This window comes from Conexibacter sp. CPCC 205762 (genome assembly GCF_030646155.1).
Classification (GTDB): Bacteria; Actinomycetota; Thermoleophilia; order Solirubrobacterales; family Solirubrobacteraceae; genus Conexibacter.
In genome coordinates this window covers 46,379-72,513 of the sequence record NZ_JAUTDN010000009.1, presented here as the reverse complement: position 1 = coordinate 72,513, position 26,135 = coordinate 46,379, and the positions used below count along the sequence as shown (strand labels likewise).

Here is a 26,135-nt window from a genome sequence, read left to right as displayed (position 1 = left end):
GTGCCCCGCACCCAGCCGTTCACCGCATGCAGACCGCCGCCACCGCGCCCGCATGGCCGCGAGGTCGCGGTGCGGGCGCCATCGGCCCGCCGTGAGCTGCCGTGCCCCGTCGACCCGCGCGGCGGTCAGCTTGAGCTGCTTCACGTGAACGTCGGCAGGCAACCGGCTGGCCGCGAGGTCGTGCTCTCCTACGGCCTCGGAGTCGACTCGACGGCGCTGCTGCTGCGTTGGCTGGCCGACCCGTCGGCGCGAGACTTCCGACTGGAAGACCTCACCGTCGTCACCGCGATGACGGGCGACGAGCATCCCGCCACCGGTCAGCTGGTGACCCAGCACGTGCTGCCACGCCTCGCCGACGCTGGCGTGCGATTCGTGCAGATCGCCCGCAGGGGCCAACGCGAGCGGGAGGGCGTCGAGATCCTCGACGACTCGACCTCGCCGGCACACCTCTATCTTGCGGGCGGCTACGCGCTGTCCGACGAACTCCACGCGGCCGGGACCGTTCCGCAGGTCGGCGGCGCCCGACTGTGCTCGGTCAAGTTCAAGGGCTGGGTCATCGACCAGTTCCTCGCCGCAGACCGCGCCGGGCGCCCGTTCCGGCAGGCCATCGGATTCGACGCCTCGCCGTGGGAACGCAAGCGAGCAGCGCGCGACGCGACGTTTGACCGACGCGGTCGAACCGGGTGGTACCCGCTGCAGGAGTGGGACTGGGATCGCCGCCGCTGCCGCTCCTACATCGAGAACGCCACGGGCGTGGCGAGATGGCCGAAGTCGGCATGCGTCTACTGCCCGTTCACGCTCACCAACAAGGCCGGAATGGCAGCAGCGCTGCAGAGATTTCGGGACGACCCGGCAGTAGCCGTGGCGGTGCTCGCCCGCGAACACCACGCCCTGTGCCTCAACCCGCGCCAGGGCCTGATCGCGGGCAGACGACTTCGCGACCGTCTGGCCCCCGATCTCCTCGCCGCGTTCGAACTGCACCTCGCCGCCCAGCCGCACGCGCTCTACGAGGTGAGACGCATCGCCCGGCCCCGCCGCGCCGACCCGCGCACCGTCGGCAACTCCAGCCGGGCGGTCCGCGTTGTGGCGGTCGGGTCGCGAGACGACATCCACCGCCGCCTGCGGCACGAGGCGGCCGCGCTGGGAGCCGCCGTCGACGAGACCGACGTCACGCCCCGCGCGTGGCTGCGCACGCGCCCTGACCGCCAACCCGGGACAGAGCACTACCTCTGCGCCGGCACAGCCGGCGCCGTCGACAAGCAGGACCCGCACTTCCCAACGTGGTGGCGCCGCGCCACCGCTGCAGACCTCACACCTTGCTCCTGAACGTCCGAACACGAAAGAGAACCCGAATGGCTGACATCAAGATCGCCGTTGACGACGCCCACGACATCGCCGCAGCTGTGAGCGAAGCGTTGCGCGACATCGTTGAGCGCCACCCCGGCACGACCCTGTTGGGGCTCGCCATCGACGCAGAGCAGGTCGTCCTCGACGTGCTCGGACACGCCGACGCCGCCGCCGACGACGACGACGAGATGTGACCCGCTCCAGCCAGCGGCTCGCGCACGCTCCTCCAAGTCAACAGACCAACGCCAGCCGCTCCCTGCGCGAGCCAACGCGGCCTGCCCGCGGACCGCAGGCGATCGCGTGCCACCGTCCCGACCGAGCACAGATTCTCGCGTCCCCGCTCGGGGAGTCTGCACGCCAACGCCGCCGCGGTACCTCACAACTCGCGAGATCGATAAGGACGACCTCATGACCAATCCGATGCCGAGCCTCATCGATGCAACGCCCGCGATGCTGAAAGCGGCCTACTTCGGCGGACTCTTCCGCCTCGACGAAGACAGCATGAACTCCTCCCTCCCGAAGGTCGAGCAATGGCCCCAGGGCTTACTGGCCTCAAGGATCGTCTCCGTGTTCGAACTGGCCCTCGCCCAGGCGCTGGTCACGACGCCCACGGGCGTCGAGGTCGAGGCATACGCAGCCGATCGCGCTGGCCCCAAGGTCCTGCTGCTCATCCGGACAACCGATCGCGAGAGGAGCTTCGTCACCGACGGATGGATCGACGCCCGAGCCTTTCTCGGCGACCCGAAGAGCTGGCAGGCGGCCAGACCCGCGACCAGGGTCCAGATCGTCCTTGGTCACATCGTGGAGGAACTCAATCGGGTCTTGGCGAGAGCCTCCCTGGAGGTCATGGCAGCCGTGCACGAAATTACTGCCGACGAACTCGCTCAGGCCGTTGTGGACGAAGCGCTCAACCTCGCAGAGGCGGTCAACAGCGATGGCGTCCCGGAGCAGCTGGCCTACCTCGCCGACCACGTCGAGGAGCACAACGTGCGCGCGACGATCGACGAGATCGTCGCCGAGCGCAGAACACCGCCGCAGCGATAGGCAGAAAGGAACCAGAATGGTCATAGCTACCGCTCTCATCGTCGCCGCCAACGGCCGCACTGCACCGAGCCCGGCTCCCGACGACTACCACATCGACGGCCCCCGCTTGCGCGCCATCGCCGCCGCTCTGAGACAGCTTCGGCAGCTCAATTGGCAGATCGAGTTCAGCGATCCGGAAGCACTCGCGGGCGGCTGGATCGAATGGACCGCGCGTAAGCGGTTCGCGGCAGATCTTCAACCCCGCGACGAGTTGCTGGCCCTTCCGGGCTGGCGCTTGGCCGGCGAGCCGTCGTCTGAGGACGCACCGGTCGAGTTGCTGGTGGGGGAGGATCGAGGCGAGTACGAGAGACAGATCGGGATCGCACTCAGCCTCGACTCGCCTTCCTCGCCGTTGATGCCCGTGCAGCTCGACGCGTCGCCCGCGTCGGAGATCGCGATCGATCTGAGCACCGGCCCCCGCCGGCGCCTTCGGATCAGCGCCAGCGACGATGGCACGATTGATCTCGACGGCGGCCACATCCGCGTGTGCCGCGCCGACGACACGGTGATCAGAACGTGGAGCGACTTCGAGCTCCACAACGACCCCGAAGGCACGCTCGCAGAGGTCCTGGCGACTGCGCTCGGGCGCGACTGACCTTCGCATTTCATTGCCCGTCACGCTCGCCGGAGCGACGACGCGATACACGACCGCCACGAGCGAGCGACTCCGCCAGCTCGTGCAGAGCAGGGGGGGACCCTTCGCGCGCTGCCGAGCGTCGACACTGGATCGCGACCCTGCTGGCGCCCCGAGACCGCCGAGGATTGCTGCCGCTGGCTCGGTCGCGGCCACCCCAGACGGCGCCTCGCAGCCGAACCGCGGTCGGTGCCATCGACGGCGAGGCGCCGTCGCCATCCCACGACCTCTGCGACACGAGCCGTCGAGGCCGTCGCAGCAAAGGAGTTGAACTTGATCGACGACATCGCCTACACCGAAATCTGCGTCTGGCCGATCAGCTCGATCGACGCGATCCCTCACTCGTTCAGACTCGCGCTGGCCGAGTGCGACCATGAGGTGAAGACCGTCCAAGAGGCCGACGCCGCCGGCTTGCGCGGCCTCGACGAACGGTCCGCGATCTGGCACCCCAGCGACCCGGGCGACCCCGGCCAGGGCTTCTTGCGGATCGTCGATCACGGCGCGTGCGACGGCATCGAGGCGTACCGTCCCGTGCTCACAGCTGCCCAGTCGCACGGCCTCAGCTACCACGCGACCAATGACGACGGCGACACCTACCCAGGGCGTCTTGAGCACCACGACCTCCACAAGACCAGCGCCCGACGCCTGCATGAGTACGACGTGTTCATCACCGCCGCCGATCTCGGCGGCGAGAAGGAGATCGACGACCTGCCAGACGTGCTGCTCGCCGACCGTGTCCGCGAGCAGTTGCTGCGGGTTCCGTTCCCGCCGAGACACATCACCCAGACGTGGTGACGACCGCTTCAGCGCCGGGCCGCCGGGCCGGTGCGACCTCGCTCGTCATCCCGCGCGTCGCCCAGAGCGCTGACGGACCGCAGCCGCCGCGCGCCGATCGCGAGCCCGAACACTCGCCACGTGACCAGGCTGCAGACGAACCGAGCGACTCGCCGGCGGCTCCGGATATGGCTAGCCGCACGTGCCCGCTGATGTTCGTGACGATGCCGCACAGACGGTTCTTCGAGCACACCGACGCAACCGGCCGCCCGCACGCCGCTCTTGGCCGGCTCGTTCAGCCCGAGGGGCACTACACCGACGTCGAGCACACCGACGCCGCCCGGATCCCGTGGGGCGCAGACAACGCCTGCTTCAGACGCTTCGACCGCCGAAGATTCGTGCGGATGCTCGATCGGCTTCGGCCGGTCGCCGGCGCCGAGTGGGACGCCGCAGCGTCCAGAGTCATCGCCCGCAGACGTGCTTCCTACTGCAGATTCGTCGCTGTGCCCGACGTCGTCGGCGACGCCGTCGCGACAGCTCGCCGGTTCGAGGCGTGGGCGCCTGCAGTCGCGCGCCGCGGGCTGCCGGTTGCGCTCGTCCTGCAGGACGGGATCGAGCACCACCCCGACTGGCTGACGATCACGCTCACCTTCCGCGTCGACGCTGTCTTCGTCGGCGGAAGCGACGCCTGGAAGCTCGGTCCAGCCGCAGCTGCCATCGCCCGGCACGCGAGATCGCGGGGCCGGTGGGTGCACTGGGGGCGCGTCAACACGCTGCGCCGCATCCGCCATGTGATCGCCACCGGCGCCTGCGATTCCTTCGACGGCACCGGCTGGGCGCTCTACCGCGACGCGCGCCTTGACTGGGGGCTTGCAGGCACGCTGCGGGAAGCTGCCGCGCACCGGCGGCGAGCGGACCAGCTGCGCATGGATGCGTAGCCGCATGCCGGCGGGCGAGCGGGCCGAGCACGTACGGGGTGTCAAGCGCGCCGCGACGCGCCGAGCTCGACCGCCCGCCGGTCGCAACACCCCCGCCTCAGCACTCTGAAACGGAGACTCTCATGAACAACGACAGGGTCGTGCCGAGCACGCCCGATCACTCCAGACCCGACCCGTCGTCGGCGGGCATGCCGGACGTCGTCTGGATCGTTCGACCGTTCGACACACTCGAGGAGCCGATCGCCTTTCTCGACCGATCGGACGCGAGAGCGTACGCGGCAACGTCAACGGGGGCCGGGAGCATCGACGGCGTCATCGTGGCTGACCGTCGAGAAGCTGCCCGGCTCATCAACGAGCGGATCGCGCCCCTGCTGCTCACCGGCCCGTGGCGTCTCGATGAACGCCTCGACCAAGCCGGCTATCCATTCGTCGCTGCGATGTTGGGCGATGGCACGACAGCGGAAACGATCCTGACCAACCTCGCTGAGTGCTTGCGCAACGACGCCCCCGAGGGCGGGCAGGAGAACTTCGACGCGATCGTCGCGCTGGTGGCCGCCTGGTTCACGGAGCCGGTCACCCAAGCGCAGATCCTCAGCGACCCCGACAACGACGACGCAACCGTCGAGATCCGCTACGCCGTCGTCGACGGCCGACCGAGCGTGATCGTCGACGACGAGGCCTACTCGGACCCGTCGATCTTCTGGATCGAGAACCGTGAGCTGTTGGAGGGCGTCAGAGCCGAGGACGGCAGCTGGGATTGGGAGAACGCGGCCATGTGCGACCCACACCGCGGCCAAGACCCGCGACTGCAGCAGTACGTGCGCGACCTGCTCGCCGTGCGCCGGTTTGCCCGGTAGCGCACCAACGCCTCGCACCAGGCGGCAGCGACCGAAGGCGCTCGGTCGGCGGTCGGGCGGCGCCCCCAGCGCAGCCCGCCGGCTCGCTCCGCCCTACCCGACCAGCTTGCCGCCGCGGCGCGAGCGCGCGCTTGCCCTCGCGCCCGCACGGGCCCGTCAATCATCCACGCACCGGAGGTTCATCACCATTGATCGAAGCGCAGATCTTCATCAACGTCGCCTCGCCGGAGGAGGGAGGCATCGCTGACGGCGCACCGTACGTGATCGACGGCCGCCGTCTCCGCGGCGCGAGCTACCTGCTCGCGGACCTGCAGGAACTTGGTTGGACGACGACGTTCGCGCCGAACGGGTTCCTCGAGGAGGGATACGTGGAGTGGATCGCAACCAAGCGATTCGCCGATCTGCGAGCCGCGCGCGCGGAGGTCGGGACGCTCGACAGCGTCCGCCAGGTCAGCGCCGACGTCGCTGAGCCCTCGGCTGTCCTCTTCGACCCGCTCAACGAGAGCCGCCCGCCGGGGCCGATGTATCTGCGGTACACGCTTGGCGAGCCCGCCGGCGAGCGATGGCGACTGCGCCGAGGAACCGCCGGGCGCTATATCGACATCCCGATCCCTGCCGCCCCCCGGCGGTCGATCCGCTTCATCCTCCCCGAACACCAACGGGACGGCGAGGGGCAGTGGTCCCCGGACGCGATCACGGTATGCGAAGCCGACGGCCGCGAGGTCGACTGGTGGGCGATCGAAAAGGTCGGCGCGGACCCCGGCCACGCCCTCGGAGCGATCCTTGCGGCCGCGCTGGGGATCGGGCTCGATCCCCAGCAGACGCGATGAGCCTCACCACGGCTCACGTCGGCGCCGTCCCGCGCGCCGCGATCGCCCGTGCCAGACGCCAACGACGACCGGGACGATTCGCGTGCCCGCACCGGACGCGAGGAGCGCGGGCGCCCGTGCTCGAGGTCGCGATGCCGGGAGGGACCGCTGCGCGACTTCCGGGCTTCCTGTGGCCTGAGGCGACGCGCGCCCAGCACCAGTCGGGTGGCCGGGGCGGTCGCGGCGCGATGGTCGTGATCACGCCTGAGCGAGAGGACACGGCCAACGCCTTCTACGACCGGTGGCACAGACTCAGACGTTGCGAGCGACCGTTCCGCGTGGACAACTTCGGGTTGCGCGTCAACAACGAGCTGGTCGCGATCGCGACCAGCGCATCGACGGTGAGCAGAACGGTCACCGACACCATCATGCGCACCAACACGGTCGAACTGGCACGGATCGCCAGCACGCCCCGTCACAGACACAGCACGCGAGCGCTCCTTCGCCTCTACCGGATGTTCCTGGCTCAAACGTGGCCGTGCTGGCCGATCGACGCGGTCATATCGTACGGTCTGGCAGGCGCAAGAGGCGGCCAGATGTACAAGTTCGACGGCTGGACGTTCTTGCGAACGTGCCCAAGGTCGGGCGGCGGCGGCACCTACTCCAGACCCAGCGCGGCAAACCAGTTCGGGGACGGCAAGAAGTCGCTGTGGGGCTGGTCCTACAGCGACGTTCCGCTCCACACGCACGACTGGCGGCACGCGCCCAAGCAGCAGCGTCAGCGAGCCGCCGCACAGCCGGCGACCGACCGGACCTGCGTCTCGCGGGACAGCCAGCTGCTGCTGCTCTAACCCGGGCGCCGAGCTTGCTCGGTACCCCGGCCAGCCTCAGTCAGCCGCCGGCGCGCGATCGGCGTGCCGGCGGCTTGCCACGTCATTCGACTTCGACGCTCGCGCCGGAGTTCGGCGCGTGCTCAGCAAGGAGCTCTATGCCGAATCTGGACCAGGTCGTCAAACAGGCCTACGGCGCCGGTGCGCCGCGTGGAGGGCACGTCTTGGCCCCGATCAAACCGAGCTGGATCAGACCTCCCAGAGATCCCAATGTCGGCAAGATCGGAAAGGGGGAGACGGTCGTGTGCCCGCGCCCGGGTCACAAGACGCACGAGGTCCGAATCGTGCCAGGGACGCGCGTCACCGACGTGACGCTGCTGTCGCTGCTGATCCAGGCCGGGTGGAACATCCGGCTCTACGGACCTGCCGGCTACGGCAAGTCGTCGCTGGCCGAAGCGGCGATGGTCGCGGCGCAGGCCGCGATGCACAGAGAGCCGCTGGAATCGAGCCGTGCCCGCGTCGTCGTGATGGCCGGCACGACCGGCGTGCGCGACGAGGCGGTCGTCGGGCGCCCGACGCAGGATGACGAAGGCCGCTGGGTCTTTCGGCTCGCGAAGGCTGCTCGGACGATCCGCGACGGCGGCGGCCTGGTCATCAACGAGGCCGACTTGCTGGGCTACGTCTTGAAGGCGCTGAACTCGCCGATGGAGCGCGAGGCGCTGAGCTTGGACGCCTACGAGCCCGGCGAACCCGATGTCCCGACCCACACAACGTTCCGCGCGATCCTCACCGACAACAACGACCCCCAATTCCCCTTGGAAGCCTCCGTCCGAAGCCGCCTCAAGCTTGAGCTGTCGGTCTGCAACCCCAGCGGACTGGGCGCGATGACGGTGCCCGCAACCGACACCGATGCCGTGGTCATGGCCCCGACGCTCGCTCCGACGACCGCCTATCGCCCCGTGGCTCTGTCGCCGGCGCTGCGCAGCGCCGCGCTGCGGCCCAACCCGTACGTGGTGACGATGGTCGAACTGCTCGTGGCACTCGCCCGATGCTCGGGCTACGTGGCTCCCAGCGATTCTGGGCGGTCCCGTGGCGTCGGCGCCGATCACGAGCCCGGCCGGCACCACGCGCTGAAAGCGGTCGACGCGCGCCTGACGCTCCTGGGCTTGGACCTCGACGACGTGCAGCACGCGGCCGCGATGGCGGACGACTGGGTGCCCGGCCGGCGCGAGATCATCGCGATCACCCAAGCCGAGCGGATCGTCGGCACCGAGTTGGCGCTGCGCGCGTTCATCACCAAATGCCAGCTCACCGGCGCTGACGGCATCGCTCGGCTGCTGATCGACGCGCTGTGGGGCGACATGCCCGGCGCCGACCAGCTCGACCTCACGCCCCTTGAGCTGTAGGCCGGCAGCACTGGCGAACGGGGGGAGCGGTCATGCCTCTTGAGGACCTCGCGGGCGTCGTGATGGGGGCGATCGCCCGCAACGAGAGCACGCGACGGGCCGACCCCGATTGGCGACGGCTGCTGGCGCTTCTCGCCGCGGTCGCCCGCGAGACCACCCACGGCAAGGTCTTAGCTGTCAAGACCCGGCCCGGACTGGTCGTCCCGGGAGTCGCCGCCGCGGACCTCGAACACGAGCTGGTGACGATGTCGGGCTACCTGTGGGCCTGCGATCCGTCGATGCCCGTCGCCGAGCAGAAGCCGCTCATCACGCCAGCGACGCAGGAGGAGATCGGCCGCGCGCTGGAGGCCTACGGGATCCTGATGCACGAGCTCGGCCACATCCTCTGTTCCCTCCTGACGATGCTCAGAGCCCTGGCCGCCGCGGGCCTGGACCGCGAGTACCGGCTGCTGGAAGAGGCGCGCATGGAGGCATCGATGGCGGTCAAGCAGCCGTGGTACCGCGGCTGTTTTGGCTACGTCTTCGCCGGCCACCGACTCCCGGCTCTGGCCGAAGCCGTCGGCGACGGGGAGCTGCTGCCGCTCGTCGACATCGCATTGCGAGCGCTGGGGGCCGACCACGCCCAGCTGCTGCACCCCACCGTCGTGCGGGCGTGCCGGGACGCCCTTGAACCGGCTCTGAGACCCAGAGTGTTTGCCGCGCTCGACGAGCTCGCACGTGACGTCGTCATCGTGAAGGACGCCGACGAGGCCGGCATGCGGGCCTGCTGCGAGCGCCTGCGCGACCTCCTGACCGACGCCGGCGCGTCCGGGCGCGACGACCAGGACGACGCCGTCGGCATGCCGACCGCGAGCACGCCGGCCGAGACGACGCCGCCCGACGCCGAGCCGAGCACCCAGGCCGGCGCGTCGACGGCCGACACCGATCGCCAAGACGTCGTCGGGCCCACCATCGATCTCATCGCGTTGGTGGCGACGGTCGGCGAGGCCCAGTCGGTGCTTGAGCCCGGCGAGTGGGAGCCGATCGGCGACGCGCTGGCGCATGTCGAGGACACGCGCGCTCGCGTCGAGATCCGCCGTGCCGTCAGAGCCGGGGACGGGGACCCGTCCCGGTCCTCCCGGAGGGCCGTGCTCGCCGGTGCCGGCCTGCCCGGCGTCCCGTTTGACCCTGTGGCCGGCTGGCGGCAGCCGACGGCGGAGGAACAGGCAGTCGCGCGCGAGGTGCACCGCCGCATCGCGGCCGTGCCGGCGCTGCGGGACGAACGCCTGCAGACGCGCTACCCGCCGGGCCGGATCGACTTCACCGAGCTCGTCCGACGCGACGCACAACTGGCCCGCGGCCTCGCGCCAAACGCCGAACCATTCGGGCGCGTCGAGCCCGTCCGTGGCCTGCTGCGAGACCCGCTGGTGGTAGTCCTCGTCGACAGCAGCGGCAGCATGGGCCACTGGATCGATCTGGCCGTCGGCATGGGGTGGGCGATCGCACAAGGAGCTCGCAGCCTCAGAGGGCGCGTCGCCGTCGTCTCCTTCGGCAACCAGGCCACCGGCCTCATCGATCCGGCGAGACCCCCAAGCCGCGTCCCGATCATGTACGCCGCCGGCGGAACCGCCCACATCAGTGAGGCGTTTCTCGTCGGCGCAGCCCGGCTCAACCTGCTCGACACCGCTGCCACCCGCATCCTCGCCGTCGTCTCCGACGGCGACTGGCACTACAACGCCCACGACCACGCGGTCCTGAGCCCGTATCTGCGCTCCGGGATGCGCGCCATGACGGTGTGCGCCGGAGCCGAGCCGATGAACGCGCTTGGAACCGGCGTCCGCGTCGACAAGCCGACAGAACTCGGCGACGCACTCGCCACGGTGCTGATCGACGCGGTGCTCGCCGACCGCGGACAGCGGCGCGGCGCGTCTCGCCGCCGCCTCACCGCACAGCGCTAACCGCCTGAGAAAGGACGCCTATGACCGGACCTGCCCTGCTGCAGGACCGCCCGCCTGACCCAGAGCCCGCGCACGCAGCCCACCCAGATCCCGCATCGTCGCCTGCCAGACGAGCGACCGGGTCCCCGCCGAGGGAGCCGACGGGGATCGACGTCGAGGCCGCACGCGAGCTGCTGAGTCTCGACCGCCTCAACGACCGCGCCGTCAACCTCGCCCGCCGCGCATGGCCCGAGGCCTACCCGCGCGCGCTCGCGCAGGCCTCCCAGACGCTACCGCGGGCTGCGGAGCTGACCGGGACGACGAGCCTCGCCTGCATCGACTCCCCGGAGATCACGACGGCGCACGCCGCGGCAGCACTCGTGCGCAGAACGCTCGCGAGGACCTTGCCGGACCTCGTCGAGGCCCCACCCCAGACAGCACGGCACGAATTCGCCTATCCGCTGGCAACCGTCAACGGGTCGCGATTGTGTCCGAGCCAGCACGCGAGCGACACGACCGTGTTCGTCGACGCCGGCGACATGCTCGCCGACGGTCGCATCGCGGCGACGGCGACCGCCCGCTTCACGCTCAGGCCGGGAACCATGGCGCTGTGGCGCGCGGTCCTGCGCACCAGTGACGGCAGCCCGGTCCAGAGCCTCGACTGGCTCGCTGATGACCGCTGGCACGAGCCGCTGCTGCGGCTGGACTGGACGATCGACCCGGTGATCGAGCTGCGCTACATCGCCGATTCGCGATCCAGCAGACGGCCGCTCAACCGCTCCAGAGGCCAGACCCTGACGTTCAACCGCGACACCGGCAAGAACGCCGCCAGCCGCTTGACGCAGCTCGCGAGCCGCATCCCCGGAGCGCTGCGAACAGGCCCAAGAGACGCGCCGTCCCACGCCCACGCCCAGCACGTCGCCACGGTGAGCCTTGGAAGCCTGCTCAAGGGCCGCGGGCAGCGCGACGCCTACCTCGAGCAGCTGACCGACGCGATCGGCACCGGACCCCCACCGATGCTCTACGCGCGCTTTGACACGTTCGAGTGCCGGATCGCGCTGGCGCAAGCGACGACGGTCTGCGGCGAGTCGGTGCTCGACGGCGACCATGCGCGCACCAAGCTCCTCACGCCAGCGGTGATGGCCTGCCTCCTGTGGGAGATCAGCCAGACCGACCGGACCGCGGTCCTCGCGCTCGACCGCCAGCAGCTCCCGGTCGCCGAGGAGCTGATCACGCGAGGGCGACGCACCCTCGCAGTCGCCCCCGTCGCCGGACTCCCGGGCCGCGGCACCCTCCTGGTCGGGCAACCGACCGGGGCGCCCATCAGCGCCGAGGAGGTCCCGGTCGCCGTCGCGCTGGACGCGATCGAGCACCACCAGCGATCTGGCCGCGCGGCGAGCATCGACGGCGAGGTCGCCGACGTCGTGCGCATGATGCACGCGCCCGTTCGCGGCACCGGTCGCCTCCCCAACGGGGAACAGCTCTACGGCTTCCAGGAACGGCTCGTGGCGCAGATGGAAGCAACCGACCGGGGCATCCTGCTGGCCTCCGGAACAGGGAGCGGCAAGTCGGCGATGATCGTCGAGACGCTCAACCGGTGGGCCGGAACCACGCCGGCCACGCGCGACCTGATCTTGGTCGAGGACGAATTGGTCGCGCAGTGGCGCGACGACGTGCTGGTCGGCACGGCCGAGGAAGCCGGGTTCCTCACCAAGGACGCGATCGTGCGGATCCTGACCCCGAGCTGCAACGTCACCAAGGCAATGCGCGAGCTCGACGCCGCTGCAGGCGTCGGACCGGTCGTGTTCCTGTGCGGGCAGACCGTCGCGCGCACCGCCGTCGCCGCGCTCTCGCAAACGGTCCGCCGCGATCCCGGCGGCGCCGAGGGCGACGTCGTCTGCTTCTGGGACGTCATGGTCATCGACGACGCTGACTTCCTGATCGGCGAGAGCGCGATCGAGCGAGCCGCGCGGCGGATCCGCCAGAACGCCGACCGGTGCATCGTCGCCAACGCCACGCCGTACCACGTCAGCCACACCGACGTCTTCAAACAGATCGGCGTCGGGCGCGGCTACTCGGAGGAGACGATGCGCCGTGGCCGTCAACGGCTCAACAAGCTGCGGGTCACCGACACCGCGACGCTCACGCGGCTGCACGAGTCCTTCAGCCCCGTCATCGCACGGCCGACCCCAGAAGAGGTCGAGCACGTCATGCCACGGCTGGCGCCGCCGCTCGTCCACGAGGTTCCGCCGACCGAGCTTGAGCAGCGGGCGATGGAGTCGATCGAGAACCGCCTCATCGCCGCGCTCCAGACGCTGGTGGACGCCGCAGAGTCTGCCGGTGCGCTGGATCCCACGTCGGAGAGAGGCCGGCAGAATCAGCTGGCGCTCGACAGCGCGCTGCGGTCGTTGCGCTACCTCGGCCCGCTCGCGTCGCGGTTGGCATGTGACTGGGAGGCCGCGCTGGCGAGCACCTCCAACGCTGCGCAGCTGCTCGCGCTCGACGAGGACATCAAGCGTCTCAAGGAGTCCGGGCAGACGCCGACGATGCGACGGCTGCACGCGGAGCTGATCGCCAGATCAGTCGAAGGCGGGCACCCGATCCTGGGCTTCTGCGAGCACATCCCGCCGCTGACGCTGCTGGACCAGGAACTGCAGTCGCGCTTCGGGATCAAGGCAGGACTGCTGACCGGCAGCACACCGGCCGAGGAACGGCATCGCCTCTGCCGCGCGTTCCGCACCGGCGAGGCGAACGTCGACGCGCTGCTCATCGGCCCGAAGTCGATACGCGGCAAGAACCTTCAACGCGCCCAGCGCGTCCTTCACATCGACCTTCCGCCGACGCCGCCGAGATTCGCGCAGCGCAACGGACGCGCCGCCCGCATCGGATCCTGCTGGCCCGAGATCGAGGTCATCATCGGCCTCCTCGCCGGCTCCTACATGCGGTTTCACCAGGAGCAGCTCATGGTCCGTGCAGCCCCAGCCGTCGCGATGCTCGACGGAGCCAATGCCCGCAGCCACCTCGCCGGCCAGTTCGCTGCGCTGGCCGCCGACCACCAGCTCGGCGAGCACGCGACCGCCGCCGGCTACATCGCCGCTCGGCTGATCGAGCAGCGTGCCTAACGCTCACGACCAGGAGGCCCATGCCCAGAAAGCCCCAGCCCGCGGCCGCGCCCGCCGGCACCCAGCTGCACCTCGCCACTCGCGACATCCACGCGCCCCTCAGAGTCGCCGTCCTGCACATCACCGCGATCGCACCGGCGAGAAACAACCCACGCCGCGACCTCCAAGACGTGGACGGCTTGGCCGGAAGCCTCGGGCAAAACGGCCAGCTGCAGAACATCAACGTCGTCGAATACGAGAGACCCGACGTTGAAGGCCGCACTCACGAACTGGTCGCGGGCAGACGGCGCTACGAATCGATCCGGCTGCTGTTTGAGAACGGCACCGGCACGGGCCAGGTGCACGCCGCGATCCACCCTCCCGGGACCGATCCGGCCACCATCGTCGCGATCGCGACGATCGAGAACGAGCACCGGCGCGCTCTCCGGCCAGGCGAGCGGATCGCAGCGATCGCAGCATGCGTCAACGCCACGAGAATGACGCTCCAGGCGATCGCCGAGAACTACGGCACCTCGGTGCCGACCATCAGAGGCGACCTTCGACTCGCAGCGTCACTGCCCCCGATCGCGCTGGAGAAGCTCGACGCCGGCCAGCTCACCAAGGAGGCAGCCACGCGCCTGGTGCCGCTGGCCAAACGCGCCCCTGCGGTCGTGGAAGGCGTCATTCGCGACCTCGGGGAACGCGTCGGAGCAAGCCAGGTCGCAGCCAATCCGGACCTCGTGGTCTACGAAGCTGTCCGCGATGGGCGTGTCCAAGACGTCACCTACGCCGAGGTGTTCTCCGGCGGCCTCGACGTCCTCGCCGTCGACGACGTCATCAACCGCGCGGTCGAGGCGCTCAAGACGCGGAGACAGTGGCGGGAGAGGACCGCGCTCGCCCGCGACGTCAGAGCTGCCCTCGAGCTGATTTCACAACTGGCTCCCGATGAGCGGCTGGCGCACGTCGAGCCCAGCGACGTCCACCAGGCGATGCAGACCGCGCCCGACGGCGCGATCGTCGCGCTCGACACCAGAGGCGATCGCGACGGCGACCTCCTCGCTCGCGCCGTCATCTGCACCAGCCCAACCCTGATGCTCGAATGGGCCGTCCGAGCGACCAACGCCCTCGCCGCCCGCTACGGCAACAAGGCCGCGACGCCCGAGAATCTGCCGCCGACCATCCTCGACATCGAGCAGGACGTCATCAGCGACATCAAGGCCGACGCGAAGAGATGGAACCGCGCGGTCGGCCGATTCTGCGACGCCATCACCAGCGGCACGGACGGCTGCGACCTGCCCGACTCACTGGACGCGATCCTACTGGGCATCTGCCACGCCCGCATCCGACTGTTGGTCGGCCAGGGCTTAGGACACGTGCGTGCGGACTGGCGCGTGGAGGCCGTCGAGGGCACCGGCGGCTTCATGGACGAACGCGACCGACCGCCGCTCGGCGCCGAGGAGGCCCAGCGCCGCTTCGACGCCGAGATCGCGCAGCGGTCAACGATCGACGCCAAGCGCATGACCGTCTCGGCGGTCGTGGCGGGCGCCCTGTGCGACACCCGCGAGGTCGGCGCGCGCGAGCGCCACCGCAGACTTCAGATCCCCACGCACAACGCGACCCTGACGGGCGGCATCGGCACCGCAATCCTCGCGCTCGCCCACGCGTGGGACCACGCGCCCGAAGACTTCGCCGCGACCGTGGTCGAGCGGCTTGACCTGCCTGCCGGCGAGAACCTCGCGCTGGTCTCGCACAACCCGTCGAGTCTGAAGCGCCGCGCCCGCGCGGCCTGACACGACGCACCGAACAGCGGCGGCGCCGCGCCCGGCCGCCCGCGTAAACCTCACGATCAGGAGCACGATGCTCAGGCAAGAAGAACTCGCTCGCTTCGGCGGGATCGCGCCCGTGCTGGCTCACGCCCAGTGGCTCACAGCCAGGGCGTGGCAGCCCTTTCGCGGCTACATGGGCCGCGACGACGGGCAGACCGCAACATCTCTCACGCAGTCGTCGGAGATCGAGCTGATCGAGGCGCTTTACGGCCTTGACTCGCTCGACGGATTGCGTGCTGGCGTCATCAGTGCCGGCGCCGCGACGGTGCTGCCGGTGCCGGAAGGCGATCCCGGCGAGCTGCCCACCACGCCGATCGCCAGCCCCGATGGCCACGAGTCGCATCCTCGGGTCATCGCCTTCGTTCAGGCGCTTGGCGCCGCGATGCCGGCCGTCGTCTGGGCCATCCAGACCGAGTCGGTGCCGGACGCGCTCGCCAGCGGCGATCTGGTGCAAGCCCGCGACGCACTCGGCGATCTCCTCGTCACCGCAGCCGATCGGTTCCCGCTCTACAAGGTCCTGACCGAGTCGTGGGCGGGCGCCTGCGGCATACGGCACGCAAACTCCGACGCAGCTCGCGACTTCGCCGCAGTGCTCGTCGAGCCGTACGGCGAGCATGATCCGATCGAGCTGACCGATGACTGGAACTGGCTGGTCAGCATCGGCGCTGGCGACGACGACGGCGGCGACCAGCTGGATCGACACACCCTGCGCTGCTTCGCGGAACTGGATCGCGCGCAGCGGTTCGCGGTGCTGCAGGCCGACTGGACCCGCGCCCTGGTGGACGAGGCGGTCGGGGGCCATCCGCGAAGCCCCGTCTTCATGAGAACCGTCGTCCAGCGACTGGTGGACTACGACGGAACCGGATCGGTCTCGGCCCACGAGCCCGATTCCGACTGGCGCGTGACCATCGCCGCACGCGACCGCAGCCCGCTCCCGGCTCTGCCGACCCGTGCTTCGCACTGAAGCCGACGTCCTCCGCACGCTGAGCCACGGCACTTACACGCTCACCGATCTCTACCGGCTCTGCGGCGCCTCGGTCGACATCAGCCGCGACCGAGGCCACGATCCGCCAGGGCCGGCCCATCCGACCGACACGCGCTGGAGACACCGCGTTCGCTGCGCGCTGCAGACGCTGCGCGCCGGGGACGCAGCCCGCCGCGTCGATCGCGCGACCTGGCTGCTGGAAGGCACCCCCACCCGCCCGCGTCGGCTCACGCTGCTGATCGCCGGCGCGACGCCTGCCGACTTCGAGCTGCGGCTCGCCGACGCCGTCGACCTGCTGAACTCGGTCGAGGAGCCGGTCGATCTGATCGTCACCGACCCGCCCTACGGCTTGCGCCGCGACGACCCCGCGGCTGCGGCCCGCGGTTACGCGCGCGACCGCACCCGCACTGTCCCCGGCTACGTCGACGTAGACCCGGGCGCGTACGACGCGTTCACGGCGCGGTGGGTCGCCGCCGCCGCGAGCGCTCTTCGCATGGGCGGCCAGCTCGCCGCCATCACCGGCCCCCAGCAAGCAGCCGCCGTCCAATACCACGGGCAGCGCAGCGGCCTGACCTGGGTCAACAGCATCGCCGCCTTCCGAACCTTTGCCCTCCGAAGCACACGACGAGCAGCGATCTCCCACTGGACGATCACCGTTCTCGCGCGCGGTGCGCTGGGTCATCCCGCGCGGACCTTCACGCCCCCGAGCGACCTCCCTCTGGCCCGGTCGGGCGCCGACTACCCGTTGGACTGGTGGCCCGAGAACGGACGCGTCGCCCGGCGCGGTCTGCTCCGCTACGACAACCAACTCCCGCTGCGGCTGGTCCTGCGGATCGTCGAGGCCTTCAGCCGTCAAGCCGACCTCGTTGTTGACGCGTTCAGCGGCGCCGGCGTCGTCGGCGACGCCTGTCTGCGCCTTGACCGTCGCTTCCTCGGCGGCGACCTCAATCCCGAGGCACTCCGGTTCACGGCCGCCCGCCTGCTCGACGAGGTCCTCTGGCCGGCAGAGCGCGCGCCACGCCTCTTCGGCGCCTGACTCGCCCGCCTTCCGCTCGCAGCGCGACCACCTCCCACCAACACGACCGACGGTGCTACCGCACCGGCCGGTCCACAGGCGACAGGAGCAGCCCAACGATGGCTGACATCAGAAGACACTCCGACGACGAACCAGACACCGACGCCAGCGCGCAGGAGGCCGCCCAACAAGCCAGAACCGGCATCGAGCAACCACTGGTGCCCAACCTGCTGACCCCCGAGGCTCGCCGTGCAGTCTCGGTGTGGCTGGCGGAGACGATCGCCGACTTCAAGCGCGCGGTCCGCGTCGGGCCCGCTCGCGAAGAGCTCGAGGAACTGGGGATCGACAGAGCCTCCTGGATCCTGGCGATGTACCGGGAGATCTTGCTGTATCACGCGCTCGCCCGGCGGATCGAGCTGGATCAGCTTTCCTTCAACGCCGCCGCCGAGATGCGAAGTCTCCTCGCTTACCAGGACCGCGACGACCTCGTCGATGCCAAGGTCGCGCTCGATGCCGCGCTCGCCGCAGCGCGCCCCGCGGTGCTCTCCGCACGCATCGAGGCCTACCGCCAAAGGGCCACGCACCTCCTCGTGGAGCACGGCTTCTACATTCAAGTGGTCGGCGGCCGTGAAGGGCCGCAGGCCCTGCCGGGGTTCGCCTACACCGTCGGCCTCGTCGAGAACGCGACGCATCCAGAGCTCGTGCTCGTCGGCATCCCAGCAGAGTCCGCCGGCCCGCTTCTGAGCAATCTCTGCGCGAAGATCCTCGCTGGTTCACACAGGCTGCAGGCCGGCGAGACGCGCTCTGACCTGCTCCAAGGCGACTACGCGGTCGCGGTAACCAACTGCCCGCAGCACCTGCTCGCCCTGGTCAGCAAGGACCCCGACCATCCGACCGACGCGGTTCAGCTGCTGCTGCCCGACCCGGCGGGTCGCCTCCCGAGCGACCCGGACGTCGACCCGGCCTGGAAGGCGGCCCAGAGCTACCCGGACCATTCGAAATGACCGCGTCGACTCCGCACGAGCGCGAGTCCGACCACCCACCGACCAAGGGAGACAGCAAATGCAGGCGCGAACCCAATCCGATCGTGGTTGACCGTCGTCTGAAGCTGCACCGGCATGACGGCGTCGAGGTCGAGATCCGCCCCGGCCCTGCGGCCGTGGCGATCCTCCGTGCGGGGCCGACCGAATTTGAGACGGCCGTGAAGGACCCGCGGCCTGACGCGATCCATCGCGAGGAGGTCGCACGATCGGTCCGGACGCTTCTGGGAAGTCTCCTGCCACAAGCGACCGTCACGGTCACGATCGCGGCGTCAGCGTCGCTGGTCCCGACGACCCTCGCCCGAGCGGTCTATCTGGCGGACGCGCACGGCGCCGACCTCCCCCGGGGAGTGCCGCCCGGCGCGCACCTCACTGAGCTGCCGTGCAGCCAGGTGTGCGTGCGCCTCGGCGTCGCGGGACGTCTGCGGTGGATTGCGCCAGTCGACGACGCCATGGTGCAGATCTACGACGCCGAGGGCCGCCGCTTCTCCGTCCCGGTCCTCCGCAGCGACGCCGCGCCCAACCCGTCCCCGCCCGTCGTCGGCGATCGGCACGAGCACCGAGGTCCGACGTCGCCCGAGCCCGCCGTCGCCGAACGTCGTGGCGGGCCCGTGCGCCGGGCCAGGCCGTGACGGCTCGGCCGCGCGGTGGCGCACGCGCACTTCTGCCGCTCGGCGTCGCGACGCCGTTCCTCTACTACGGCAGCAAGGCCCGTGTCGCGTCCGAGATCGTCTCGCTTCTTCCACCACACCGGGTCTACGCCGAGCCGTTCTGCGGCTCGGCGGCCGTGCTGTTCCACAAGTCGCCGACGCCGCACGAGATCCTCAACGACCGCTTTGGCGAGGTCGTGAACTTCTTTCGAGTGATGCGCGCCCTAGCACCGCAGCTTGCCTACGCGCTGCGCCTCACTCCGTACGCTCGCGACGAGTTCGAGGACTGTCGTCGCGACCGGTTCGGCCCATTAGACGAGCCGCTTGAACGCGCCCGCCGCTTCTTCGTGCTGACCTGCCAGAGCGTCAACGCAACCGCGGCATTCCGCCGGAGCGCCTGGTCCGCCGGCCAACGCCAGCACACCTCCAGAGCACACGCTGCGGCACGACGCGCCGACGCGCTCGAGGCCTTCGCCGAACGGTTGCGATCGGTGACCATCGAGAACACCGACGCGCTCGACGTCATCGATGCATGCGACCTGCCCGACGCTGCCATCTACGTCGATCCGCCCTACCTGCGCAGCACGCGCACCGCGGGCGCCTACGCGCACGAGTTCATGACCGACGGCGAGCATGAGGCGCTGGCCGAACGCCTGCTCGCCTTCTCGGGAGCGGTCGTGCTCTCCGGCTACAACTCGCCGCTCTACTCCCAGCTGTACGGAGACTGGGACCGTCGCGAGATCGCCACGCGCAAGTCCTCTGCCAACACGCACGGGCAGGCGTCGTCGCGCGCCATCGAGGTCATCTGGTCCAACCGGCCGATCGAGCAGCAGCAAGCGCTCTGGGATCGCGCGACCGACCCGCCTCGTCGACGCCGTCCCTTCGGTGCGGGCGGCTCGTGCCCGACCTCCGCGGTGGGAAGGCGAACGAGCAACGGGCACGCAACCGCACTGCCGTCCGTCGAGCCCCTGCGGGGTAGGGCGGCAGAGCACAACCGGGCTGCATGAACGGCGCTTTGGTAGTCGCGGCCCGGCACAATCGTCGCATGAGGTCGCCGGCGCAACGCGACGCACGACAGATCGAAGGCAGCGCCCCGAAGCTCGGAGGGGCGGCTCGACTCGACGACGCAGGCCAAGCGCAGGCCGCCGGGGCGGCGCAGGCGCCGGATCGCTCAGGCTGCAGCGTGGGATCGGGGGAACTCGGCGTCGGCCGTGCGCCCGGCACTCCACGGGCGGAGTCGTTCGACGCGGACGGCAGAGTGCGCGTGATGCCGGGACCATGTCCGTCCTGCCCTTGGCGCGTTGACCAGGACGGGACGAGGATCCCCGGCTTCTCGATGGAGCTGGCAGAGGCACTCGGCGAGGCGAGCACGCACGATCTCAACGCCCGGCTCTTCGCCTGCCACATGTCCCCGGAGCACCGGCCGCTCGTCTGCGCCAGCTGGCTCACCCAGGTCGGACCCGCGACGAGCATCCGACTGCGGATCATGATCGCATGGGGTCAGCTTGACACCAGATATCTGCGCAGAAGATCGGACTGGCCAAGGCTTCACGACACCTGGGCCGAGGTGCTAACCAAGCTCAAGAACGGTCCGCTCGGGCACGTACGGCGTCGCTTGGATCATCCGAACCCGCGTCCGAGATCCTAGAGGGCGCGATGACGCCTATCGATCCACCGTCTGACGCGATCGAGGTCGCGGAGTTGCGGCACGCGCTGGCTGAAGCAGCGCTCGAGCTGGACCGCGCCGCAATCAAGGTCGCGCCTTCGAACCCCGCGAACGTCGACCGCGTCTGGCTCCATGACCGCGCGAGAGACATCCGCGCGCGGATCGCCCGTACTCGGCCCACCTGAGGAAGTGGCCGACGTCGTCGCGAACGCGACGTGACCAGTGTGGCCTTTCGCGGCCGGAGCGACGCTGCTCCGGCCGCGTCGCCCGGCGAACGCGGCGCAAGCGCCGCGTTCGCGGTCGTCCAGCCTGCGGGTCGTTTCGGCTCCTTGGGTCGTTCGGCTCGGAGTGGCGGGCTTAGCGCCGTGCGATCTTGTAGCCGCCCTTCTCGGGCTGGATCTCGCCGTCGCGCTTGAGATGGGCGACCGTGGAGTAGACCACCGTCTTCGCGATTCCTGTCGCGACCGCGATCTGAGACGAGGCGATCCCGGGCCGCTCCTTCACGACAGCGAGGATCGCGCCGCGGTTGGCGCCTCGTGCTGCGCGTCTTCTCGGGACCGCCACGGGATCGTCGTCGTGGCGATCGTTGCTGCTCAGGATCCGGTGCGCTGCCGTGAGTCGGTCGTGTTCCTCGATCAACTGCGGGAGGTCCCGCAGGCGCCGCTCGATGTCGCGCTTCATCGCCGAGATGTCGTTGGCCACACTGCTCTCCTGGTCCGAGAAGGCGCCACGATACCGAGGGTCGCAACCCAGCGCAGAGCGAGACGCCGAACTCGACATGTAGTCAGGACGTACGACGCCGGCCCGTACCCCGCCGTCTCCTGGAGCCGGTGGCTTTTCGCGTTTAAGCGCGTCGTGTGACGACCGGATTCTCAGCGCGTTCCCTGCCGAACGGTGGCGCCGCGCTATTTGTCGTTAACGACTGGTCTCGCCGTATCTGCGGTGCCGTCGGCGCCCGGCGGCTGGTTGGCGGCGGCCGCTCCAACGTCGCATCCTGCAGCTCCAATGCGGCGACGTTGGTGGAGAGCGACATCGCGTTCAGCTAAATTCGTCGGCGTGAGCAGCACGTCATTGTTTTGGACGCCAAGCGCTCGATCGCGCACGCCTGAGGGACGAGCAGCATTTGCCGGCAGGAGCTCGACGCGAACCCGTGTTGAATGTCGGAGCCGGCGCGAGCCGCTTGACAGCTGCGAGAAGTGCGAACAGAGCACTTCGGGGCCGTGCCTTCGATGCCGTCGCCGCGCGCGGCGGATCGTCGAGGCGATCGACGCGGGACGTACGCTGGAGGCGGCGGCCGAGGCCGAACACGTCACGCCGACGATGGCGGCCGAGCTGGTAGACGAGGATCACGACCGGCGCGCGATGGAAGAGACCTCCGTGACGCCCGTCGCCAATGACCGGCTGCGCAAAGCGTTCTGGCATCATTATGAGGCGCATGAGAACTATCCGACCGTGCTGGCCGAGGCGGGGGGGTGGGCCTCGCCGATCGACTCGCTGCGCCTGCTCGGTGTCGTCGCGACGTCGGATCGAACGATCAGAGGCGTGGTCTACAGAGGCCGGTTCTTGACCCACGTCACGCCCGCGGCAGCGGGCCGGCTGGCGGTCGCGATGGGCCTGACGCCCCGCGACGTCGACTAGCCGGGGGCTTCTACCGCCCCGCACGCAGCGAGCGACGCCCAGCCGCTTGCGGGCGGCTCGCACCCGTCAAACGCCGAGAGCCCGACGGCAAGATGCAAACCGCAGGGTCTCCTCTCCAGAGGTCGTGAACGTCCCGCGCATGGAAACCGACGACAGACGGTCATCGGGCGCGGCCGAGACGTACGAGTGGCTCGCGGGGTGGATCGCCGACCTCGTCGGCGGGCGACTGCCGACGACCGTTGAAGACCCAGCCGAGCGGCCCTGCGCCCGTCGCTGCGCAGCCGAACTCAGCGCAGCCGCCGAACGGCTCGGTGACCTGGTCGACGAAGCTGACAAGGAGGACGAGATATGACGGACGACCTGAGCAGCGTTCGTGCGATCGGCGCGCTCAACACCGGGTTCTTGCTCGAGAAGGAAGGAGCGAGCTGCGGGCCCCTGCAGCAGTTGCGCGAGCTGACGCAAAACGGGATCGAGGCCGTTCTGGCACGCGGAGGCGCCGGCAGCGTCGCGTGGTGCGCGCACACCCCGCCCGGCAACACTGGGGCACGCAAGCTCTCGGTCGTCGACGACGGCACCGGGTTGACGGGCGCCGAGATGGTCCACTACTTCGGCAACCTCGCGGCCAGCGGCCGCAACCAGGCACGCGACGCGAACTTCGGGATGGGAGCCAAGATCGCGCTCTACTTCCACAACCCCGAGGGCATCATCTGGCGCTCCTGGCGCGGACGCCAGGGCGCCGAGGTCCAGGTGCGCCGTATGCCCGGCGACGCCGGCGGCGTCCCGGTCTACGGCCTCGTGCAGCACCGGCATCCGGACGGCGACGGGGCGGCATGGCGCGCGATCGGCGACGAGCTTCGACCTCAGCTGCTCGCGGACGGGCGCAACGGGACGCAGGTGATCCTCCTCGGACGGGACACAGCGCACGACACCACCCGACCACCGCTCGCTCGCACTGTGGGCCGCCGCGGCTGGATCCGCTACTACCTCAACACCCGCTACTTCGAGCTGCCACGCGAGGTGACGGTCGTGGTCTGCGAGGGCGCGCCGTCGTCTGAGGCACGGTCGGCTATCCGCGGTCAGCGGAGCTACCTCGATGAGCAAGCTGAGAAGGCTGGGACGGTTGAGCTGGACGCTGCCCGCGCCCACTGGTGGCTGCTGCGCGCTCAGCCAAAGCGAGGGCGGCAGAGCCCGCTCTGGGCCTCGAGCGGGCACCTCGCTGTCCTCTACCGCGGCGAGCTGTTCGCGATGCTCGACTCCACCGAAGGCGGGTACGCCACGCTGCAGAACAGCTTCGGCTTGCGGCTTGGCTACGAGCGCGTCGTCATCTATCTCGAGCCTCGCCAGGACGCGGTCGAGGTCGACATCAAACGCACCCACCTGCTGGTCGACGGCGCCGAGCCGGCGTGGGATCGCTGGGGACGCGAGTTTCAGGCGAGCCTCCCCGACGCGCTGCGCGGCCTGCAGGCAGACCTCTCCCACGCTCCGGAGTCGAGGAAGTCGATCCGGAGCCGGCTTGAACAGCACGCAGCAATCTTCCAGGTGAGCGCCTACCGCCGCCCCCGCGGACCCGTCGGCGGCACAGACCACGATCGGCGAGCGCGCGGCGATCGCGTCGCCAGCGAGATTGCGCACGATGCCCCTGCCCTCGGCTACGACGTCATGGCCGACAGGTCGCTCCCCATGCCTGGCAGACGGTCCGCCCGGCAGCCTGCGCCGACCTGTCGTGCGCAAACGCGGCAGCCGCCGACACCGCGGGAAGCGGGGGCGCGCCGCTCCCCGCCAGCGATCGAGCTCCCGACGGTGCGGTGGGTGGCAATCGCCGAGGGAACCCGCGCGGCAGGCGAGTTGGAAGACCTCGCGGCCCGCTACGACCAGCGCGCGGACCTGCTGACCATCAACGGCGACTTCCGGCTCATCACCGACATGGTCAGACGCTGGCAAGCCACCTTCGCGCGCGGGTCTGCTGAACGCCAGCTCGTGCTCCTGGCCGTCCAGGAGTCCTTCGAACAGGCCTTGATCGAGGCGGTTCTCACAGCACGCGCACTCGAAGGAACCTCACAGGCATGGCCTGCGCCAGGACGTGGCGACGGACCTGAGAGCCGAATCCTGACCCCGCAGGCGCTCACGATCGCCGTCTTCTCACGGCAACTGATGGACGTGGCAATCAAGAAGCGGCTGGCGCAACGGCTCGGCCGACCACAGCGGCCACCACTGACCTAGGCGAACGGCGCGGAACGCGCGATCGCCGACGTGGCGCCCCGGCGGACAGCGGCGGACTCCACCGGCGTGCCTTCGGTTCGGACGCGCAGCTTCGGGGTCCGCGTCGGCTCGTACAGGCAACGAGTTCCTGAGGATTCGCCCCGGAGGCTCGTACCGGCGCGCGGCACACGACGGCGACGTAGCATCACCCCGATGCGCCTGTTTTCGTTGTTTTTGTTCGCTCTGTTCGCGTCCGCGCCTGCGACGGCGAGCGCCGCTGAGCCGTTGACCGTAGGGCTCGGGCTCGAACACGCCCGCCTGGGCGTCTTCGTCGATGACGGCGCCGGCGACGCAGCGCGCATCGAGACCGCCTTCGGCGCGCCAACGCGCACCGTCCGCGAGAGCGAGTGGAACTGCACAAAACGGTGGCGGGGCCTCGGTCTCACGGCAGACTTCGTCGTCTTCGACGATGATGCCGGCAACCCGTGCCGCACCGGCCTCTTCAACCGCGCGGTCGTGACGACCCGGCGCTGGCGCACGCCAGACGGTGTTGGCCCAGGCGTGAGCGACCGGCGCGCCGCTCGGTCGTCGCCGCATCGCTGCACCCGGCAGCTCTGCGGCGGCGTGACCGGCTACGGCTTCGCGTTCCACCGCAGCGACTGCTCGGTCGGCCGCTTCCCAGCTGTGATCGCACAGACGTCCGGCGGCCGAGTGAGTCGCCTGATCATCTGGAAGCGCTGGTGCGAATGAGCGCCACCTCGACACCCGCACCAAGGAGCCCGACGGTGAGACGAATCCGCACCCTGCTGTGTCTGGTCGCCTCGCTCGCGTGCCCCGCCGCGCTGCTTGACGCGAGCGACGCCACGGCGGCTCGCAGCCACCCGTGCAAGCAGGTCGCCAACCACGCTGGGACCGGTGCCGCGGTCGGCATCCGGGCGACCAACGCAAGCTGCCGCACTGCGCGACGTCTCGCAGCCCGTTGCGTCAACGCCGGCGCCCACCCGGGCTGGAGCGTCACGCGAACCGGCCGACTGGTTCGGCCGTCGAACACGGCCCAGGTGCTGCTGACCCGTGGCTCAGCACGCATCACAATGGGCTTCGTCGGCGGCTCGAACGCCTGCTACCCGGAATACTGACGAGAATGGCCCACGATCCGAGAGCCCGGTCCTCGGTCGGGACGCTCGTCCTCCTCCGGGGGGGCCGGGATGGAACAGGTCTGGATAGCTGGATCGGTGCGGGTCGGCCGCGACACGCACCGGAACCGACGAGGTAACTCGCCGCCACGGGGACGTTAGGCGAGAGCGGTCCTGACGCGCTGCACTCGCGCGGCGTGCTCGCGCTCCTTCCATCGGGCGCGCTCGTCGCGGCTCGTGTTCGTCTGCCACGAAGCGATTCCGTCGAGCACGAGCTCGCGCTCGACG

The 26,135-nt window shown here is 70.0% G+C and carries 25 protein-coding genes; 24 read left to right on the top strand and 1 reads right to left on the bottom strand.

Going from position 1 to position 26,135, the window contains the following annotated elements; translation table 11 throughout:
• From Q7L73_RS10485 to Q7L73_RS28705, 19 genes are all read left to right on the top strand, one after another.
• Positions 1-1,326 carry a hypothetical protein gene (locus Q7L73_RS10485; RefSeq protein ID WP_304690396.1) on the top strand — a complete coding sequence of 442 codons (1,326 nt, stop codon included), beginning with the start codon at positions 1-3 and terminating at the stop codon, positions 1,324-1,326.
• 26 nt (positions 1,327-1,352) lie between these two features.
• Complete coding sequence (locus tag Q7L73_RS10480; protein WP_304690395.1) at positions 1,353-1,541, top strand: hypothetical protein; 189 nt, start codon at positions 1,353-1,355, stop codon at positions 1,539-1,541.
• A 214-nt stretch (positions 1,542-1,755) separates the two neighbouring features.
• Positions 1,756-2,391 (top strand): hypothetical protein, encoded by a 636-nt coding sequence (locus tag Q7L73_RS10475; protein WP_304690394.1) that lies wholly within the window; start codon positions 1,756-1,758, stop codon positions 2,389-2,391.
• A 16-nt stretch (positions 2,392-2,407) separates the two neighbouring features.
• Positions 2,408-3,025: a hypothetical protein gene (locus Q7L73_RS10470; RefSeq protein ID WP_304690393.1), complete on the top strand. Its 618-nt coding sequence runs from the start codon at positions 2,408-2,410 to the stop codon at positions 3,023-3,025.
• A gap of 312 nt (positions 3,026-3,337) precedes the next feature.
• Complete coding sequence (locus Q7L73_RS10465; RefSeq protein WP_304690392.1) at positions 3,338-3,859, top strand: hypothetical protein; 522 nt, start codon at positions 3,338-3,340, stop codon at positions 3,857-3,859.
• A gap of 167 nt (positions 3,860-4,026) precedes the next feature.
• Positions 4,027-4,776 carry a hypothetical protein gene (locus Q7L73_RS10460; protein WP_304690391.1) on the top strand — a complete coding sequence of 250 codons (750 nt, stop codon included), beginning with the start codon at positions 4,027-4,029 and terminating at the stop codon, positions 4,774-4,776.
• A 122-nt stretch (positions 4,777-4,898) separates the two neighbouring features.
• Entirely contained in the window at positions 4,899-5,633 is a 735-nt protein-coding gene (locus Q7L73_RS10455; protein ID WP_304690390.1) for a hypothetical protein, read from the top strand.
• A gap of 188 nt (positions 5,634-5,821) precedes the next feature.
• Positions 5,822-6,463, top strand: coding sequence for a hypothetical protein (locus Q7L73_RS10450; RefSeq protein WP_304690389.1), 642 nt, complete (start codon positions 5,822-5,824; stop codon positions 6,461-6,463).
• A 116-nt stretch (positions 6,464-6,579) separates the two neighbouring features.
• On the top strand, positions 6,580-7,293 hold the full coding sequence (locus tag Q7L73_RS10445; RefSeq protein WP_304715544.1) for a hypothetical protein: 714 nt from the start codon (positions 6,580-6,582) through the stop codon (positions 7,291-7,293).
• Between the two features lie 137 nt (positions 7,294-7,430).
• Positions 7,431-8,678, top strand: a complete 1,248-nt coding sequence (locus tag Q7L73_RS10440; RefSeq protein ID WP_304690387.1) for an AAA family ATPase — start codon at positions 7,431-7,433, stop codon at positions 8,676-8,678.
• Between the two features lie 32 nt (positions 8,679-8,710).
• On the top strand, positions 8,711-10,615 hold the full coding sequence (locus tag Q7L73_RS10435) for a vWA domain-containing protein (RefSeq protein ID WP_304690386.1): 1,905 nt from the start codon (positions 8,711-8,713) through the stop codon (positions 10,613-10,615).
• Positions 10,616-10,998: 383 nt separating this feature from the next.
• A complete protein-coding gene (locus Q7L73_RS10430; protein ID WP_304690385.1) occupies positions 10,999-13,716 on the top strand; it encodes a DEAD/DEAH box helicase in 2,718 nt (905 codons plus the stop codon).
• 20 nt (positions 13,717-13,736) lie between these two features.
• Positions 13,737-15,485 carry a ParB/RepB/Spo0J family partition protein gene (locus tag Q7L73_RS10425; RefSeq protein WP_304690384.1) on the top strand — a complete coding sequence of 583 codons (1,749 nt, stop codon included), beginning with the start codon at positions 13,737-13,739 and terminating at the stop codon, positions 15,483-15,485.
• Positions 15,486-15,552: 67 nt separating this feature from the next.
• The gene (locus Q7L73_RS10420; RefSeq protein WP_304690383.1) at positions 15,553-16,485 is read left to right on the top strand and encodes a hypothetical protein; all 933 of its coding nucleotides are present in this window, start codon (positions 15,553-15,555) and stop codon (positions 16,483-16,485) included.
• Entirely contained in the window at positions 16,472-17,542 is a 1,071-nt protein-coding gene (locus tag Q7L73_RS10415) for a DNA methyltransferase (protein ID WP_304690382.1), read from the top strand. Before Q7L73_RS10420 ends, Q7L73_RS10415 begins: the two co-directional genes overlap by 14 nt.
• A gap of 98 nt (positions 17,543-17,640) precedes the next feature.
• Positions 17,641-18,525, top strand: a complete 885-nt coding sequence (locus Q7L73_RS10410; protein WP_304690381.1) for a DUF4262 domain-containing protein — start codon at positions 17,641-17,643, stop codon at positions 18,523-18,525.
• Positions 18,522-19,193, top strand: a complete 672-nt coding sequence (locus tag Q7L73_RS10405; protein WP_304690380.1) for a hypothetical protein — start codon at positions 18,522-18,524, stop codon at positions 19,191-19,193. The genes Q7L73_RS10410 and Q7L73_RS10405 overlap by 4 nt, the downstream gene beginning before the upstream one ends.
• Positions 19,190-20,218 (top strand): DNA adenine methylase, encoded by a 1,029-nt coding sequence (locus Q7L73_RS10400; RefSeq protein ID WP_304690379.1) that lies wholly within the window; start codon positions 19,190-19,192, stop codon positions 20,216-20,218. The genes Q7L73_RS10405 and Q7L73_RS10400 overlap by 4 nt, the downstream gene beginning before the upstream one ends.
• Positions 20,215-20,859 carry a DUF6283 family protein gene (locus Q7L73_RS28705; RefSeq protein ID WP_370552386.1) on the top strand — a complete coding sequence of 215 codons (645 nt, stop codon included), beginning with the start codon at positions 20,215-20,217 and terminating at the stop codon, positions 20,857-20,859. The genes Q7L73_RS10400 and Q7L73_RS28705 overlap by 4 nt, the downstream gene beginning before the upstream one ends.
• Positions 20,860-21,234: 375 nt before the next feature.
• On the opposite strand, the gene Q7L73_RS10395 is transcribed toward Q7L73_RS28705, so the two are convergent.
• A complete protein-coding gene (locus tag Q7L73_RS10395) occupies positions 21,235-21,579 on the bottom strand; it encodes a hypothetical protein (protein ID WP_304690378.1) in 345 nt (114 codons plus the stop codon).
• A 354-nt stretch (positions 21,580-21,933) separates the two neighbouring features.
• Here Q7L73_RS10395 and Q7L73_RS10390 point away from each other — a divergent pair, with 354 nt between their 5' ends.
• From Q7L73_RS10390 to Q7L73_RS10370, 5 genes are all read left to right on the top strand, one after another.
• Positions 21,934-22,515 (top strand): hypothetical protein, encoded by a 582-nt coding sequence (locus tag Q7L73_RS10390; RefSeq protein ID WP_304690377.1) that lies wholly within the window; start codon positions 21,934-21,936, stop codon positions 22,513-22,515.
• A gap of 139 nt (positions 22,516-22,654) precedes the next feature.
• Positions 22,655-22,867 (top strand): hypothetical protein, encoded by a 213-nt coding sequence (locus Q7L73_RS10385; protein ID WP_304690376.1) that lies wholly within the window; start codon positions 22,655-22,657, stop codon positions 22,865-22,867.
• Entirely contained in the window at positions 22,864-24,735 is a 1,872-nt protein-coding gene (locus Q7L73_RS10380; protein ID WP_304690375.1) for a hypothetical protein, read from the top strand. Before Q7L73_RS10385 ends, Q7L73_RS10380 begins: the two co-directional genes overlap by 4 nt.
• A 192-nt stretch (positions 24,736-24,927) precedes the next feature.
• Entirely contained in the window at positions 24,928-25,464 is a 537-nt protein-coding gene (locus Q7L73_RS10375) for a hypothetical protein (RefSeq protein ID WP_304690374.1), read from the top strand.
• Positions 25,465-25,499: 35 nt separating this feature from the next.
• A complete protein-coding gene (locus Q7L73_RS10370; protein ID WP_304690373.1) occupies positions 25,500-25,850 on the top strand; it encodes a hypothetical protein in 351 nt (116 codons plus the stop codon).
• Positions 25,851-26,135: the final 285 nt, after the last annotated feature.

What these genes read in the sequence shown, in the direction of transcription:
- Q7L73_RS10480 (WP_304690395.1), top strand. Translation starts at nt 1,353, where the DNA reads ATGGCTGACATCAAGATCGCCGTTGACGACGCCCACGACATCGCCGCA.
- Q7L73_RS10475 (WP_304690394.1), top strand. Translation starts at nt 1,756, where the DNA reads ATGACCAATCCGATGCCGAGCCTCATCGATGCAACGCCCGCGATGCTG.
- Q7L73_RS10470 (WP_304690393.1), top strand. Translation starts at nt 2,408, where the DNA reads ATGGTCATAGCTACCGCTCTCATCGTCGCCGCCAACGGCCGCACTGCA.
- Q7L73_RS10460 (WP_304690391.1), top strand. Translation starts at nt 4,027, where the DNA reads ATGGCTAGCCGCACGTGCCCGCTGATGTTCGTGACGATGCCGCACAGA.
- Q7L73_RS10455 (WP_304690390.1), top strand. Translation starts at nt 4,899, where the DNA reads ATGAACAACGACAGGGTCGTGCCGAGCACGCCCGATCACTCCAGACCC.
- Q7L73_RS10440 (WP_304690387.1), top strand. Translation starts at nt 7,431, where the DNA reads ATGCCGAATCTGGACCAGGTCGTCAAACAGGCCTACGGCGCCGGTGCG.
- Q7L73_RS10435 (WP_304690386.1), top strand. Translation starts at nt 8,711, where the DNA reads ATGCCTCTTGAGGACCTCGCGGGCGTCGTGATGGGGGCGATCGCCCGC.
- Q7L73_RS10425 (WP_304690384.1), top strand. Translation starts at nt 13,737, where the DNA reads ATGCCCAGAAAGCCCCAGCCCGCGGCCGCGCCCGCCGGCACCCAGCTG.
- Q7L73_RS10420 (WP_304690383.1), top strand. Translation starts at nt 15,553, where the DNA reads ATGCTCAGGCAAGAAGAACTCGCTCGCTTCGGCGGGATCGCGCCCGTG.
- Q7L73_RS10410 (WP_304690381.1), top strand. Translation starts at nt 17,641, where the DNA reads ATGGCTGACATCAGAAGACACTCCGACGACGAACCAGACACCGACGCC.
- Q7L73_RS10405 (WP_304690380.1), top strand. Translation starts at nt 18,522, where the DNA reads ATGACCGCGTCGACTCCGCACGAGCGCGAGTCCGACCACCCACCGACC.
- Q7L73_RS28705 (WP_370552386.1), top strand. Translation starts at nt 20,215, where the DNA reads ATGAACGGCGCTTTGGTAGTCGCGGCCCGGCACAATCGTCGCATGAGG.
- Q7L73_RS10385 (WP_304690376.1), top strand. Translation starts at nt 22,655, where the DNA reads ATGGAAACCGACGACAGACGGTCATCGGGCGCGGCCGAGACGTACGAG.
- Q7L73_RS10380 (WP_304690375.1), top strand. Translation starts at nt 22,864, where the DNA reads ATGACGGACGACCTGAGCAGCGTTCGTGCGATCGGCGCGCTCAACACC.
- Q7L73_RS10375 (WP_304690374.1), top strand. Translation starts at nt 24,928, where the DNA reads ATGCGCCTGTTTTCGTTGTTTTTGTTCGCTCTGTTCGCGTCCGCGCCT.